General features: G+C 62.2%; 17 protein-coding genes. 6 read left to right on the forward strand and 11 right to left on the reverse strand.

The window, feature by feature from the left end; all coding sequences use genetic code 11:
- Positions 1 to 14 precede the first annotated feature (14 nt).
- The 7 genes from G9X68_RS24130 to ffh all read right to left on the reverse strand — a co-directional run bounded on the left by G9X68_RS24130 (position 15) and on the right by ffh (position 5,558).
- The gene (locus G9X68_RS24130; protein WP_171604540.1) at positions 15 to 812 is read right to left on the reverse strand and encodes a basic amino acid ABC transporter substrate-binding protein; all 798 of its coding nucleotides are present in this window, start codon (positions 810 to 812) and stop codon (positions 15 to 17) included.
- Positions 813 to 957: 145 nt separating this feature from the next.
- Positions 958 to 1,512, reverse strand: a complete 555-nt coding sequence (gene rplS, locus G9X68_RS24135; protein WP_003582945.1) for a 50S ribosomal protein L19 — start codon at positions 1,510 to 1,512, stop codon at positions 958 to 960.
- 286 nt (positions 1,513 to 1,798) lie between these two features.
- On the reverse strand, positions 1,799 to 2,530 hold the full coding sequence (gene trmD, locus G9X68_RS24140; RefSeq protein ID WP_171604541.1) for a tRNA (guanosine(37)-N1)-methyltransferase TrmD: 732 nt from the start codon (positions 2,528 to 2,530) through the stop codon (positions 1,799 to 1,801).
- A gap of 4 nt (positions 2,531 to 2,534) precedes the next feature.
- A complete protein-coding gene (gene rimM, locus G9X68_RS24145) occupies positions 2,535 to 3,104 on the reverse strand; it encodes a ribosome maturation factor RimM (protein ID WP_168312949.1) in 570 nt (189 codons plus the stop codon).
- A gap of 113 nt (positions 3,105 to 3,217) precedes the next feature.
- Positions 3,218 to 3,589, reverse strand: coding sequence for a 30S ribosomal protein S16 (gene rpsP, locus G9X68_RS24150; RefSeq protein ID WP_003543667.1), 372 nt, complete (start codon positions 3,587 to 3,589; stop codon positions 3,218 to 3,220).
- 48 nt (positions 3,590 to 3,637) lie between these two features.
- Complete coding sequence (locus G9X68_RS24155) at positions 3,638 to 3,958, reverse strand: chorismate mutase (RefSeq protein ID WP_037101839.1); 321 nt, start codon at positions 3,956 to 3,958, stop codon at positions 3,638 to 3,640.
- A gap of 16 nt (positions 3,959 to 3,974) precedes the next feature.
- Positions 3,975 to 5,558 carry a signal recognition particle protein gene (gene ffh / locus G9X68_RS24160; RefSeq protein ID WP_171604542.1) on the reverse strand — a complete coding sequence of 528 codons (1,584 nt, stop codon included), beginning with the start codon at positions 5,556 to 5,558 and terminating at the stop codon, positions 3,975 to 3,977.
- Positions 5,559 to 6,050: 492 nt separating this feature from the next.
- Between ffh and G9X68_RS24165 the strand changes: the two genes are divergently transcribed.
- The 6 genes from G9X68_RS24165 to G9X68_RS24190 all read left to right on the forward strand — a co-directional run bounded on the left by G9X68_RS24165 (position 6,051) and on the right by G9X68_RS24190 (position 11,486).
- Positions 6,051 to 6,275: a hypothetical protein gene (locus tag G9X68_RS24165; RefSeq protein ID WP_017962453.1), complete on the forward strand. Its 225-nt coding sequence runs from the start codon at positions 6,051 to 6,053 to the stop codon at positions 6,273 to 6,275.
- Positions 6,276 to 6,392: 117 nt separating this feature from the next.
- Positions 6,393 to 7,298 carry a diaminopimelate epimerase gene (dapF, locus tag G9X68_RS24170; RefSeq protein WP_171604543.1) on the forward strand — a complete coding sequence of 302 codons (906 nt, stop codon included), beginning with the start codon at positions 6,393 to 6,395 and terminating at the stop codon, positions 7,296 to 7,298.
- On the forward strand, positions 7,295 to 8,569 hold the full coding sequence (mtaB, locus tag G9X68_RS24175) for a tRNA (N(6)-L-threonylcarbamoyladenosine(37)-C(2))-methylthiotransferase MtaB (protein ID WP_171604544.1): 1,275 nt from the start codon (positions 7,295 to 7,297) through the stop codon (positions 8,567 to 8,569). The genes dapF and mtaB overlap by 4 nt, the downstream gene beginning before the upstream one ends.
- A gap of 16 nt (positions 8,570 to 8,585) precedes the next feature.
- Positions 8,586 to 10,181: a signal recognition particle-docking protein FtsY gene (gene ftsY / locus G9X68_RS24180; protein WP_171604545.1), complete on the forward strand. Its 1,596-nt coding sequence runs from the start codon at positions 8,586 to 8,588 to the stop codon at positions 10,179 to 10,181.
- Between the two features lie 76 nt (positions 10,182 to 10,257).
- The gene (locus G9X68_RS24185; protein ID WP_003543660.1) at positions 10,258 to 10,902 is read left to right on the forward strand and encodes a septation protein A; all 645 of its coding nucleotides are present in this window, start codon (positions 10,258 to 10,260) and stop codon (positions 10,900 to 10,902) included.
- Complete coding sequence (locus G9X68_RS24190; protein ID WP_171604546.1) at positions 10,899 to 11,486, forward strand: DUF2585 family protein; 588 nt, start codon at positions 10,899 to 10,901, stop codon at positions 11,484 to 11,486. Before G9X68_RS24185 ends, G9X68_RS24190 begins: the two co-directional genes overlap by 4 nt.
- Before the next feature lie 76 nt (positions 11,487 to 11,562).
- Here G9X68_RS24190 and G9X68_RS24195 read toward each other — a convergent pair whose 3' ends face one another.
- The 4 genes from G9X68_RS24195 to ccmB are packed head-to-tail and all read right to left on the reverse strand — an operon-like array spanning position 11,563 to position 13,819.
- Positions 11,563 to 12,171, reverse strand: a complete 609-nt coding sequence (locus tag G9X68_RS24195; RefSeq protein ID WP_171604547.1) for a DsbE family thiol:disulfide interchange protein — start codon at positions 12,169 to 12,171, stop codon at positions 11,563 to 11,565.
- Entirely contained in the window at positions 12,168 to 12,347 is a 180-nt protein-coding gene (ccmD, locus tag G9X68_RS32085; RefSeq protein ID WP_168312941.1) for a heme exporter protein CcmD, read from the reverse strand. Before ccmD ends, G9X68_RS24195 begins: the two co-directional genes overlap by 4 nt.
- A gap of 2 nt (positions 12,348 to 12,349) precedes the next feature.
- Positions 12,350 to 13,111, reverse strand: coding sequence for a heme ABC transporter permease (locus G9X68_RS24205; RefSeq protein ID WP_171604548.1), 762 nt, complete (start codon positions 13,109 to 13,111; stop codon positions 12,350 to 12,352).
- 48 nt (positions 13,112 to 13,159) lie between these two features.
- The gene (gene ccmB, locus G9X68_RS24210) at positions 13,160 to 13,819 is read right to left on the reverse strand and encodes a heme exporter protein CcmB (RefSeq protein WP_163876132.1); all 660 of its coding nucleotides are present in this window, start codon (positions 13,817 to 13,819) and stop codon (positions 13,160 to 13,162) included.
- Between the last annotated feature and the right edge of the window lie 211 nt (positions 13,820 to 14,030).

The raw sequence follows: 14,030 nt of genomic DNA on the forward strand, positions 1-14,030 counted from the left end.
GCAGCAGCTCGGCGTCATTCGCCCATCTTGTAGTCGAGGAACCACTTCTTGTTCAGCCCATCCAGCGTGCCGTCGGCCTTGAGCGCGGCGATGGCGGCATTGACCGGGGCGACGAGCTCGGAGCCCTTCGGGAAGATGAAGCCGAAATCTTCGGTGCCGAGCGGTTCGCCGATCAGCTTGAGGGCGCCGTTCGAGGCATCGACATAGCCCTTGCCGGCGGTGCCGTCGGTCAGCACGACGTCGACATCGCCGGCCTTCAGGGCCTGGACGGTGGCGCCGAAGGTTTCGAAGAGCTTGATGCGCGGGTTCTGCTCGTTGCCATCAAGCACTTCATAGACGGCGGTGTAGAAGGGCGTGGTGCCGGGCTGCGCGCCGACCAGGCCATCCTTGAATTCGCCGAAGGACTTGGCATCGGTGAAGCGCTTCTCGTCGCCGCGCACCAGCATGAACTGCTGCGAGCGCATATAGGGATCGGAGAAGTCCACCTTCTGCTTGCGGTCTTCCTTGATGGTGATGCCGGTCATGCCGATGTTGTACTGGCCATCGGACACGGCCTGGATCATCGCGTCCCAGCTGGTGTTCTGGTATTCGACCTTGAAATTCAGCCGCTTGGCGATCTCGTTCATCGCATCATATTCCCAGCCGATCGCCTTGCCGGATTTCGGATCGACGAATTGCAGCGGCGGATAGGCATTCTCGGTGACGACGACGACGCTCCTGCCGCCGAGATCGGGCAGCTCGGCGGCCGATGCGGCGAGGGGTAGAAGACCAAGGGCGGCGAAGCTCGCAAGAACGGTACGGCGAAACAACATTGAACGGTTCCCCAAAATTGAACGGCAAAAACTGTCACGGAAGGCCTGCCGAAGGCAAGGCCGCCCGCTGCGTGCCCGAGCAAAAAATAGAAAAGGCGACCTGAAGGCCGCCTTTCCAAGCAAAGAAATTTGCGTAGCGCAGTTCTTATTCTGCTGCCGGTTCCGCTGCAGCGGCGGCTGCTTCTGCGGCGGCCTTTTCAGCAGCGGCTTTGGCTTCCGCAGCTTCTGCTGCTGCCTTCTCGGCGGCGAGCGCCTGAGCGGCTGCGACCTTTTCAGCTTCGATGCGTGCCTTTTCCTCGGCAATGGCGGCGCGCTCGGCGTCGTTAAGCTTGCGGGCGCGGACGCCGGTGTCTTCAACGATACGGGCAGACTTGCCGCGGCGGTCGCGCAGGTAATAGAGCTTGGCGCGGCGGACCTTACCGCGACGAACGACGTCGACGCTTTCGATCATCGGCGAGTAGACCGGGAATACGCGCTCGACGCCTTCGCCGTAGGAGATCTTGCGGACCGTGAAGTTTTCCTGCAGGCCGCCGCCGGAGCGGGCGATGCAGACGCCTTCATAGGCCTGAACGCGGGTACGGGTGCCTTCCGTGACCTTCACGTTGACGCGGACGGTGTCGCCCGGGGAAAATTCGGGAAGCGTGCGCTTGGCTTCGATCTTGGCGGCCTGTTCGGCCTCAAGCTGCTGAATGATGTTCATCGTCTTAACCTTTGGTTCTTCTGAAACAGCCAGAGCGCTCAACACTGATCCTTCGGAACTGGCCTCAGGACTTTGCCCGTCAAGGGCGGGAGCGGATTCGCCATTCTTTGTTTGCTGGCAGACGGGGATAAACCCCATTTCCGCGTGCGCCAATACACGAAAGGCCAGGGCTTGTCATCCCTTGGACGGCATTTTTGTGAAAAGGGCTGCGAAATCAGCCGTTTTTCTCACTTTACAGCGCCGCGCGTGTTTTCAGACGCGGAAAGGACGCTGTAACGTTTTGAATCTACGCATCGTGCTTTCCGAAATTCGATCCCGATTTTCCGGGCGCTGCGCCAGCCTTTTCCAGCAGATCCGGCCGCCGCTCCCGCGTCAGCCGCACCGCTTCCTGATGCCGCCATTTGTCGATGGCGCCGTGGTTGCCCGAGGTTAGGATCGCGGGGATTTCCCGGCCTTCCCACTCCTGCGGCCGAGTATAATGCGGATGTTCCAGCAGTCCGCCTTCGAAGCTTTCGTGCAGACCGGAAAGATCGTTGCCCATGACGCCAGGCAGGATGCGGATTATCGCATCGAGGACGATCAGCGCCGCCGGCTCGCCGCCGGACAGCACGTAGTCGCCGATCGAGACCTCTTGCAGTCCGCGCGCCTCGATCACCCGCTGGTCGACGCCCTCGAAGCGGCCGCAGACGATGATGACGCCGTCGCCGGCCGCGAGCTCGCGCACACGCTCCTGCGTCAGCGGCCGGCCGCGCGGGCTCATCAGCAGCCGCGGGCGGGTATCGTTTTCTGAAGCGCTGTCGATTGCGCGGGCGAGAATATCGGCCTTCAGCACCATGCCGGCGCCGCCGCCAGCCGGGGTGTCGTCGACGGTGCGATGTCTGTCGGTGGCGAAGTCGCGGATCTGTACCGTGTCCAGCGACCACTGCCCCCGCTCCAGCGCCCTGCCGGCGAGCGAGAAGCCCAGATGCCCCGGAAACATTTCCGGATAAAGTGTGAGCACGCTCGCCCGGAAAGCCATGGCGTCACTTCTTCTTTTTCGGCTTGTCGGGAGTGAATTTCGAAAGTTCTTCCGGATCGTCGGCCAGACCCGCCGCCAGCGGATCGATCAGCAGCGTGCCGGCCTCGAGGTCGATCTCCAGCACCGAGGCTTCGGAGAAGGGGATCAGCACCGGGCGTTTGCCCGGACCTTTGAGTTCCAGCAGGTCGCCGGCGCCGAAATCGAAGACGCCGGTGACCGTGCCATAGCTGACGCCCTTGTCGTCGCGCGCCTCGAGCCCTTCGAGATCGGCATAGTAGAACTCGTCGTCCTCCAGCTCCTCGTCCGGCAGGTTGTCCCGCTCGATATAGAGTTCAAGCCCGTTCAGGGCCTCGGCGGCATTGCGGTCATTGACGCCGCGGAAACGGACGACGACGACATTCTTCATCTCGCGGATTTCGAGGACTTCGAAGCTGCGGCCGTCCATGCTGTGCAGATGGCCGTAGTCGCCAAGGGCGCTCGGATCGGCTGTATAGGCCTTGGCGCGCACCTCGCCCCGGAGGCCTTGTGCGCCACCGATCGTCGCCATCAGAACGGGGTTTTCAAGCTTTGTCATGGGTTCCTTCATGTGAAGCCGAAAGACAGGTTTCTCATAAACGAAGTGCGGGCGATTGGAAACGAAAACGGGCGGCATGTCGCCATGCCGCCCGCTCGAAGGGAAAGTCGCGATTATTCCGCGGCGTCGGCAGCAGCAGCTGCGGCGTCGGCAACCTTCTGAGCCTTTTCGGCGGCGCGTTCCTGGGCGCGCTTGCCAGGCTTTGCCTTGACCGGGTTGTTCTTGACTTCGCGCTTGGCAACGCCGGCCTCATCGAGGAAGCGCAGAACGCGGTCGGTCGGCTGGGCGCCGTGTTCGATCCAGTGCTTGATGCGCTCGGCGTTCAGCTGAACGCGCTTCTCATCGTCCTTGGCAAGCATCGGGTTCCAGGAACCGAGGTTTTCGAGGAAGCGGCCGTCACGCGGGCTGCGCGCATCGGCGAGAACGACGTGGTAGTACGGACGCTTCTTGGAACCACCGCGGGCGAGACGAATTTTCAGTGCCATGTTGTTTACTCCTTGGGCTTTTCTTGACCGCTTCGTTAAGCGGTACGGTTATCGGGCTGCAGCGCTTTGTTCAGCGTGATCAGCAGCGATCTGCTCATGATGCCGGATGACTTCCTTGATGACGAAGTTCAGGAACTTCTCGGCGAAATCCGGGTCCAGATGCGCATCTTCGGCAAGCTGACGAAGACGGGCGATCTGGTATTCCTCGCGCGCCGGATCGGCCGGCGGCAACTTGTACTTGGCCTTCAGCACGCCGACCTCTTTGGTGCAGCGGAAGCGTTCAGCCAGAATGTGGACGAGCGCCGCGTCGATATTGTCGATCGACTGGCGGTAGCTCGAAAGCTGGGCTTTGACGTCTGGATCAATCATGGGGCAGGCGATCCTTTCACTTCTTCTTGGGCAATCCGGGCAGGCCCGGGAAACCACCACCAAGGCCCGGCAGCTTTGCGCCGCCAAGACCGGGCAATCCGCCCGGCAAGCCTCCGCCTAGACCGGGCATACCCCCACCCGGTTTTCCGAGACCCGCGGCTTCCGCCTGCTTCTGCAGCGCTTCGAGCTGCTTCGGGTCAATATTCGAGAGATCGGGCATGCCGCCCATGCCGCCGAGGCCCCCCAGCCCCATCTTGCCGGCAAGGCCGCCCATCATCTGCTTCATCATGCCGCCTTTGCCCTTGCCGCCCATCATCTTCATCATGTCGGCCATCTGCCGATGCATCTTCAGAAGCTTGTTGATGGCGGCGGCATCGGTGCCGGAGCCGGCGGCGATGCGCTTCTTGCGCGAATGCTTGAGCAGGTCGGGATTGGCGCGCTCGGCCCTGGTCATCGACTGGATGATGGCGATCTGGCGGCCGAAAAGCTTGTCGTCGAGGCCGGCTGCGGCCATCTTGTCCTTCATGCCGGCCATGCCGGGCATCATGCCCATGATGCCGCCCATGCCGCCCATCTTCTGCATCTGGCGCAGCTGGTCGGCCAGGTCATCGAGATCGAACTTGCCCTTGGCCATCTTGGCGGCCATGGCCGCCGCCTTCTCGGCGTCGATGTTCTCAGCCGCGCGCTCGACGAGCGAGACGATGTCGCCCATGCCGAGGATGCGGTCGGCGATGCGGCGAGGATGGAATTCCTCCAGCTCGCTCATCTTCTCGCCGACGCCGATCAGCTTGATCGGCTTGCCGGTGACGGCGCGCATCGAAAGGGCGGCACCACCGCGGCCATCGCCATCCATGCGGGTCAGCACCAGACCGGTGATGCCGACGCGTTCGTCGAAACTGCGGGCGAGGTTGACGGCGTCCTGGCCGGTGAGGCTATCGGCGACCAGCAGGATTTCATGCGGGTTCGACCGCTTCTTGATGTCGGCCATCTCGACCATCAAGGGCTCGTCGATATGCGTGCGGCCGGCGGTATCGAGGATGACGACGTCATGGCCGCCAAGCTTGGCCGCCTGCACGGCGCGGGCGGCGATATCCGTCGGCGACTGGCCCGATATGATCGGCAGCGTGTCGATATTGGCCTGCGCGCCGAGCTGGCGAAGCTGCTCCTGGGCTGCCGGACGGCGCGTGTCGAGCGATGCCATCAGCACCTTCTTCTTCTCGCGCGTCGACAGGCGATGGGCAATCTTGGCCGATGTCGTCGTCTTGCCGGAGCCCTGCAGGCCGACCATCATGACGACGACGGGGGCGGCCGCATGCAGGTCGATGCCGACGCCTTCGCCGCCCAGCATCTCGATCAGTTCGTCATGCACGATCTTGACGACCATCTGGCCGGGCTTGATCGACTTCAGGATCTCGGCGCCGACGGCCTTTTCCCGCACGCGGTCGGTGAAGGAACGCACGACGTCGAGCGCGACGTCGGCCTCCAGCAAAGCACGGCGAACCTCGCGCAGCGCTGCGGAAACATCGGCTTCCGAAAGCGCGCCACGGCCTGTCAGTCCATTCAGAATGGATCCAAGACGGTCCTGGAGGTTTTCAAACATCGGCTCTTCCTTGATACGTTTCGGGCGGGTTGGGATATGCCCGGAAACGTCGTGCTTTTCCTTGACGAAAACAAGACGCAAAGCCAAAAAGCACCCGAGGGCGCATCGCGCTGTCGGGTGTTGACCTCCGGGATCTCAGGTCCCGGTCGGCGGCTCGGAGTCGTGTGGCTCGTCGCGGATTGGGCGCGATAAACAGGAAAGCCGCGCGAAAGTCAAGGCAATGCGGACAAATGACCGCATGCCCGACTTCTCAAAAGCTGTGTGACGAGAGGGCGCTAGCGTCTCATCCAGTGGTTGCAGCGAAAGTACATACTTAAACAAAGCGATGTATTGGCTTCGGCAATCCGCCAGTGTTTCAGGTTTTGCCCATAAATATTGCCACTCGGGCGGCTGAATTCGCTGTCAACGCCAGTTGCAAATTATTCTGCTTATGATTCTACTTTCTACTTAAGTGCGTCCTGTAAAATGATTCGTGAATATCCTTGATGCCGAATGAATCGGCGGAGATATCGAATGCTAAATGCTGATATTGAGAGCTGGGCGCTGGCGCGGGCCCATCATATTGTTCTGAATGAAGGCTTGAATCTTGCAAAGGCGGCACAGGATCTGGATCGCAAACGGTCCCGCTCGCTGGTCTACGAGCTGAGAAAGGTCATCACCGCAGCTATTGTCGAAGCCCATGCTGCGTCCTTCGATCCTGACGGTGCACAGCGGTAAAAGCCTAACTGCTGCTTGAAGGAGTGAGCGGGCCGCAACGCCTGCCCGGCACTCACCCACTGGTAATTCCTTCGCATTTCCGCCATATACACCGGAAAGACAGACGGAATGATACCTATGAGCGCAACGGTCGAATTCGCGAGGATGAACGGGCTTGGCAACAAGATCCTGGTCGTCGATATGCGCGGCCGACCGGACAAGGTGACGCCGGCGGCGGCGGTGGTGCTCAATGCCGATCCGCAGACTGAGTTCGATCAGATCATGGCGATTCATGATCCGAAGGCCGAAGGTACCGATGCCTTCATCGATATCCTGAATTCCGATGGCTCGAAGGCGCAGGCCTGCGGCAACGGCACACGTTGCGTCGTGCAGGCGCTTGCCGCAGAGACCGGCAGGAAGGTCTTTACCTTCCAGACGGTCGCCGGCATCCTCAACGCCGTCGAGCACGAGGACGGGACGATCTCGGTCGATATGGGCCGGCCGGTCTTCGATTGGGACAGGATCCCGCTGGCGGAAGAATTCCACGACACCAGCCGCATCGAGTTGCAGATCGGCCCGATCGACAAGCCGGTGCTGCATTCGCCTTCGGCAATGTCGATGGGCAATCCGCATGCGATCTTCTGGGTGGACAGGGACGTGATGTCCTATGATCTCGCCCGCTTCGGACCGTTGCTCGAAAACCATCCGATGTTTCCCGAGCGCGCCAATATCACGCTGGCGCAAGTGACGTCGCCGACATCGGTGACGACGCGTACCTGGGAGCGCGGCGCGGGACTGACGCTTGCCTGCGGCTCGGCTGCCTGTTCTGCTGCCGTCAGTGCTGCGCGCACCGGCCGCACCGGCCGCAAGGTGACGATCAATGTGGCAAGCGCCAAGCCGCCGGCCATGCTTTCCATCGAATGGCGCGAGCGCGACGATCATGTCATCATGACCGGTCCGGCCGAATGGGAATGGTCCGGCAGGGTCGATCCTTCGACCGGTCTCTGGTCGCGCGATGGTACCCGAGAGGCGGAGGCGCAGTGAGCGGCGTCGAGGTCATTACCTTCGGCTGCCGCCTCAACACATATGAATCCGAAGTGATGAAGGCGCAGGCTGAAAAGGCCGGGCTCAACAATGCCATCCTGGTCAACACCTGTGCGGTGACCGGCGAGGCCGTGCGCCAGGCCCGCCAGGCGATCCGCCGGGCGCGGCGCGACAATCCGCATGCCCGCATCATCGTCACCGGCTGCGCCGCGCAGACGGAAAAACAGACCTTTGCCGAAATGGCGGAGGTCGATGCTGTGCTCGGCAACGAGGAGAAGCTGACCAGCGCCTCCTATCGTAGCCTGCCGGATTTCGGTGTTTCGGCCGAAGAGAAGCTCCGGGTCAACGACATTATGAGCGTCAAGGCGACGGCGCCGCAGATGGTCAGACATATCGACGGCCATGTGCGCGCCTTCATCCAGGTACAGAACGGCTGCGATCACCGCTGCACCTTTTGCATCATTCCCTATGGCCGCGGCAATTCCCGCTCCGTGCCGATGGGAGCCGTCGTCGACCAAGCCCGCAAGCTCGCCGACGGCGGTTATCGCGAAATCGTGCTGACCGGCGTCGATGCCACCAGCTATGGCAGCGATCTGCCGGGCACCCCGACGCTCGGGCTTTTGGCCAAGACCCTTCTGAAGCAGATCCCCGATATCCGCCGCTTGCGGCTTTCCTCGATCGACAGCATCGAGGCCGATGCCCACCTGATGGATCTTATCGCCGACGAGCAACGTTTCATGCCGCATCTGCATCTTTCGCTGCAGCATGGCGACGACATGATCCTGAAGCGCATGAAGCGCCGGCATTTACGCGCCGAGGCGCTGCGTTTCATCGAGGATGCGCGCCGCCTCCGTCCCGAGATGAGCTTCGGCGCCGATATGATTGCCGGCTTTCCCACGGAAACCGAAGAGATGTTCGACAATGCCGTGCGGCTGGCGGAAGAAGCCAACATCGCCCATCTGCACGTCTTCCCCTACAGCCCGCGTCCCGGCACGCCGGCCGCCCGCATGCCGCAGCTCGACCGGTCGCTGGTCAAGGATCGCGCCGCAAGACTGCGCGCCGCTGGACATAGGCTGCATCAATCCCATCTCGATCAGATGATCGGAACCCGGCAATGGCTGCTTGTTGAAAACAACGGCCTGGCGCACACGGAGAACTTCACGCTGGTCGCAGCCCCCGGCCTTCGTCCCGGCGAACTTGTGCCGGTCACGATCACCGGCCACAATGGCAAGCATCTCGACATGCAATTGACGGCCGCAGCCGCGGCCTGACTTTCACGGAATCCTCATGGCGCTCAGTTTCATCAAAAAGGTCTTCACCTTCGGCAAGCCGGCTGAAGAACCTGTGCCTGCGGCCGTGGAAAGGGAGCTGGAGCCGCGTTCGCGCGACGAAGATCTGCCAATCGCGGATGATCCTGTTCTTCCGGAAGAAATGGACACGGCCGGCGGACCGGCTGCCGATATCGGCGAGGCCGGGGTCGAAGCACCGTTTGCAGACGATGATGTCGAACCCTCAATCCTGCCAGCTGCAGACCAACTCCTCGATATGGGTGTCGTACCGCTTTCATTGCTGGAAGCCGAGGCAGCAGCGGAGGCGGAGACTGAAATCCAGGCGGTCGCCGAAACCGTTGCGGAAATACCCGCTTCTGTCCCTCTGAGACATCTCCCTCACGAGGCGGGAGATCCTGTGGAGACCGGAGCGCTAGAACAGCCGGCTGACCTCGAAGAGATCGTCGAAAAGCTTCCGGAAGAGATTCCCACTGAGCCGGAAGAGATTCCGGCTGAGGATGATGCAGGGCTGGATTCGCCCTTCCAGCCAATCTCCCCACTTGTGGGGGAGATGCCCGGCAGGGCAGAGGGGGGTAGCCCCCCGGCAGAACCGGAGACCGGCTCTCCCATCCTCCCCAAAGGCTTCGCAACAGGCCCGAAGGTCGTCGAACCGGGGCCCATTGCCCCGCAACCGAAACTCAGCTGGTTCCAGCGCCTGCGCAACGGCCTTGCGCGCACGTCCTCGCAGCTGACCAGCCAGATCACCGCGCTTTTCACCAAGCGCAAGCTCGATGACGAGACGCTGCAGGATCTCGAAGACCTGCTGATCCAGGCCGATCTCGGCGTCGAGACCGCCATGCGCGTCACCGATACGCTCGCTTCCGAGCGCTATGGCAAGGATGTCACCGGCGAGGATGTCAGCCGGATCATGGCGTCGGAAATCGCCAAGGTGCTGAAGCCGGTCGCCAAGCCGTTGCAGCTCGACCTTTCGCATAAGCCGCATGTCATCCTCGTCGTCGGCGTCAACGGCACCGGCAAGACGACGACGATCGGCAAGCTTGCGGCGAAGCTTTCCGGCGCCGGGCTGAAGGTGATGCTGGCTGCCGGCGATACTTTCCGTGCGGCGGCGATCGAGCAGCTGAAAATCTGGGCCGACCGGACGAAATCCGAATTCATCGGCACCAAACTCGGCGCCGATGCCGCAGGCCTCGCCTATGACGCCTTCGAGCAGGCGAAGGCAAAAAAATGCGACGTGCTGATCGTCGATACCGCCGGCCGCCTGCAGAACAAGGCAGAGCTGATGGCCGAGCTCGAGAAGATCGTCCGCGTGCTCGGCAAACTCGATCCCGATGCGCCGCATACCGTGCTGCAGACGCTCGATGCCACGACGGGGCAGAACGCGCTCAGCCAGGTCGAGATCTTCCGCAACGTCGCCGGCGTCAACGGGCTGATCATGACCAAGCTCGACGGCACGGCGCGCGGCGGCATTCTTGTTGCCATCTCCGCCAAGCACAAACTGCCGGTCTATTTCATCGGCGTCGGCGAGGGCGTCGAGGATCTGGAGCCGTTCGAGGCCGAGGATTTTGCCCATGCCATTGCCGGACTTGGGCAATGATGCCACAGATATGCCGCCGAAAGCCTGCAGGGCAGGGCCGGAAACAGGTTTCCAGGAAAACAGGTTTGAAGAACGCATGAGCACCGAAAGCGATATCACCCCGTCTGCTGCCGACCGGCATCACCCGCTGCTGAAACTGGCGCTGGAACTCGGGCCGCTGATGATCTTCTTCTTCGCCAATCTGCGCGGCCAGTGGCTGGTGGAGACGTTTCCCGCTCTTTCCGAATTGGGCGGACCGCTGTTCGTCGCGACCGGGCTCTTCATGGCGGCGACGATCATCTCGCTGATCGTTTCGAAGATCGTGCTCGGCCATCTGCCGATCATGCCTTTTGTATCCGGCATCGTCGTCGTCATCTTCGGCTCGCTGTCGATCTGGCTGCAGAACGAGACCTTCATCAAGATGAAGCCGACCATCGTCAACGCGCTCTTCGGCGTGGCGCTGCTCGGCGGGCTGGCCTTCGGCAAGTCGCTGCTCGGCTATGTCTTCAACGCCGCCTTCCAGCTCGATGCCGAGGGCTGGCGCAAGCTCACCATCCGCTGGGGCATCTTCTTTCTCTTCCTCGCGGTGCTGAACGAAGTCGTCTGGCGCAATTTTTCCGACGGTACCTGGGTCGCCTTCAAGGTCTGGGGCACGATGCCGATCACCATCATCTTCACGCTGGCGCAGATGCCGCTGGTGCTGAAACATAGCGTCAACCTGGAAACGGAAGGCGAGAAGTGAGCGCGGTCGATGTAGAATCTCGCGTAAGACACCAGAACTTCTGGTTTGTCGCCTGCCTTGTGGTCCTGGTCATTCAGATCGCTGCCGAATTTATGATGGGCCGCGTGCCGATCTGCGCCTGCGGTTATGTCAAGCTGTGGGAGGGCGGGGTCAATACCAGCGGCAACTCGCAGCATCTGTCGGATTGGTACACGCCGTCGCACATCATCCACGGCTTCCTGTTTTACGGGCTCGCGCATCTCATCCTGCGCGGCAAGCCGTTGGCGGCAAGGCTGCTGCTGGCGCTCGTCATCGAATCCGGCTGGGAGCTGCTCGAAAACTCCCCTCTCATCATCGACCGCTACCGCACGGCGACGATCGCGCTCGACTATTACGGCGACAGCATCCTGAATTCGGCGATGGACACCGTCTTCATGTGCGTCGGCTTCTTCTTCGCGCGGCGCGCGCCGGTGGCGCTGACGGTGGCGATTGCCATCTTCTTCGAGATTTTCACCGGCTACATAATCCGCGACAACCTGACGCTCAACGTCGTGATGCTGATCTGGCCGGTTGAGGCGATCAAGGTCTGGCAGGGTGGGCTTTAACGCTTCTTTTCCGTTAAGTCCCCTGCCACGAGTTAGTCCCTCCCCATTGTGGGGAGGGGTCTTTGTGGAGTAATCGCTACGAAACCGGCTTGCCGAGCGCCTTTTCCATCGCTGGAAACAGCCCTTCCTTCAGGCTGATATCGTCGAAAGGTCCGACGCGCTTGTAGAGGATGGTGCCGTCGGGACCAACCAGATAGCTTTCCGGAATGCCGTAGACACCCCAGTCGATCGCTGCCTTGCCGTTCGGATCGACGCCGATCGCCTGAAAGGGGTTGCCGAGCTCGCTGAGGAAACGCAGGGCGTTGTCGCCCTGGTCCTTGTAATTGATGGCGACGACGTTCAGGCGTCCGTCTTTTGCCAGTTCCTTCAATAGCGGATGTTCGTCCCGGCAGGGGAGGCACCATGAGGCGAAGACGTTGACGAGGGTCAGCTTGCCCTTGATTGCCGCGTCGGTCAGCGCCGGAAGGTTGGCGCCGTCGAGCGGCGGCAGGTTGAGCGCCGGCGCCTTGGTGCCGATCAGGGCGGAGGGAATTTCGGCGATGTTCTTGCCGTGGAAGTCCTGGTCGTAGAGCATCTTTGCCGCCGTGGCCGCAATGCCGCCGAAGACGACGAGCGGCAACAGCGCCAATGCGTAACGGCTCAGTCCGCGCGGCTTGGCTGCGGTGTTTTCCGGCGTGTCGTTCATTCGCCATCCCCCACACTATCCTTGGGGCGCGCCGAACGGCGGCGGATGCCGGCAGCCTCAAGGGCTGCAAGCTCCCTGCGGCGGGCGCGGCCGTCGATCCAAGTCCAAGCGGTGACGGCGACCGTCACCAGGGCGGCAAAGCCATAGGAAGCGTAGACGTAGAAGGCATGAGTCACGACTAATCCTCCCGGCTCGCCATGCGAGCGGCAAGACGGCGCTGGGCGGCAATGCGGCGGCGCCAGATCTCGTTCCTCATCGCCATGATGTGCAGCGTGAAGAAGAGCAGGGTGAAGGCGATCGCCATGACGAAGAGCGGCCGCAGGAATTCCGGATCGATCGCCGGGCCGTCGAGGCGCAGCACGCTTGCCGATTGGTGCAGCGTGTTCCACCACTCGACCGAGAATTTGATGATCGGGATGTTGACGAAGCCGACGAGAATGAGCACGGCGCTGACGCGCGCGGCCTTCGACGGATCGTCGATGGCGCGGCTGAGCGCAATCAGCCCGAGATACATCAGGAAGAGGACGAAGACGGAGGTCAGCCGCGCATCCCAGACCCACCAGGTGCCCCACATCGGCTTGCCCCAGAGCGAACCGGTGACAAGTGCAAGCAGGGTAAAAGCGGCGCCGAGCGGGGCTGCGGCCTTGGTGGAGACATCGGCCAGCGGATGGCGCCAGACCAGCGTGCCGATCGCCGAAACGCTCATGATCGTATAGCACATCATCGAAAGCCAGGCTGAGGGCACATGCACATACATGATGCGCACGGTCTCGCCCTGCTGGTAATCGCCTTCGGTGACGAAGCTCAGATAGAGGCCGACGATAAAACAGAGGGCGGTGATGCCGGCCAGCCACGGAATGGCGCGCGCCGCCAGCGCCAGAAACCGCGTCGGGTTGGCGAGATCACTGAATTTGCTGATGGCAAGGCTCGTTTCGCTCATGTCCGCTTCCTTACCTTGATCCGGCTTTTCCCGCAATCGAACGGCCCATCAATCCGCTGTGTTTCGCAGCGCCAGGGCGGCGGCTGCCGGGCCGATGACCGCGAAGAAGAGTGTCAGCGCAATGAGGATCAGGAAGGGCGGCAGGAACGGGGCGGGATCCTCGACTGCGGCATAGGTGGCGCTGACGCCGAAGATCAGCACCGGAATGGTCAGCGGCAGCACGAGGATCGAGACCAGCAGGCCGCCACGGGGCAGCGCCACGGCAACGGCAGCACCGACGGCGCCGATGAAGGTGATGGCGGGCGAGCCGACCAGCAGCGTCAGCATGGTGGCAGCAATCGCCGTCTCGTCCATGTTCATGAAGAGGCCGAGCAGCGGCGAGGCGATGACCAGCGGCAGGCTGGTGGCCGTCCAATGGGCGAAGCATTTGACCAGCACGGTGAGGACGAGCGGCGTTTCCTGTATCAGCATCAAGTCGAGCGATCCGTCATCGCGTTCGGCCTGGAACAGGCGGTCGAGGCCGAGAAGGGCGGCGAGCAGGGCGCCGATCCAGACAATGGCGGGGCCGATGCGCGACAGCAGTTTGAGATCGGGACCGACGCCGAAGGGAATGACGGCGACGATGGTCAGGAAGAACAGCACGCCGATCAGCGCACCGCCGCCGGCGCGAATCGAGAGTTTCAGGTCGCGGAAGAAGAGGGCGGTCATGCGCGGCGGCTCTCTTCCGGTGTGGTGGCCGGGGCACCCCCCTCTGCCCTGCCAGGCCCGGGGTCGAGCCACAGGTCTCGACCCGTCCTTCGGACCCCCACGAGGGGGGAGATCGGCAAGATGCACTGGCTTTGCGAAATCTTGATCGCGCGCCAAGCAGCTGCGGCCATCTGCGACGTTTGATCAGGGCAAGAGCACGACCCCAGCCGAT

Origin of the sequence: Rhizobium changzhiense (assembly GCF_013087625.1) — a bacterium.
GTDB classification, from domain to species: Bacteria; Pseudomonadota; Alphaproteobacteria; order Rhizobiales; family Rhizobiaceae; genus Rhizobium; species Rhizobium sophorae.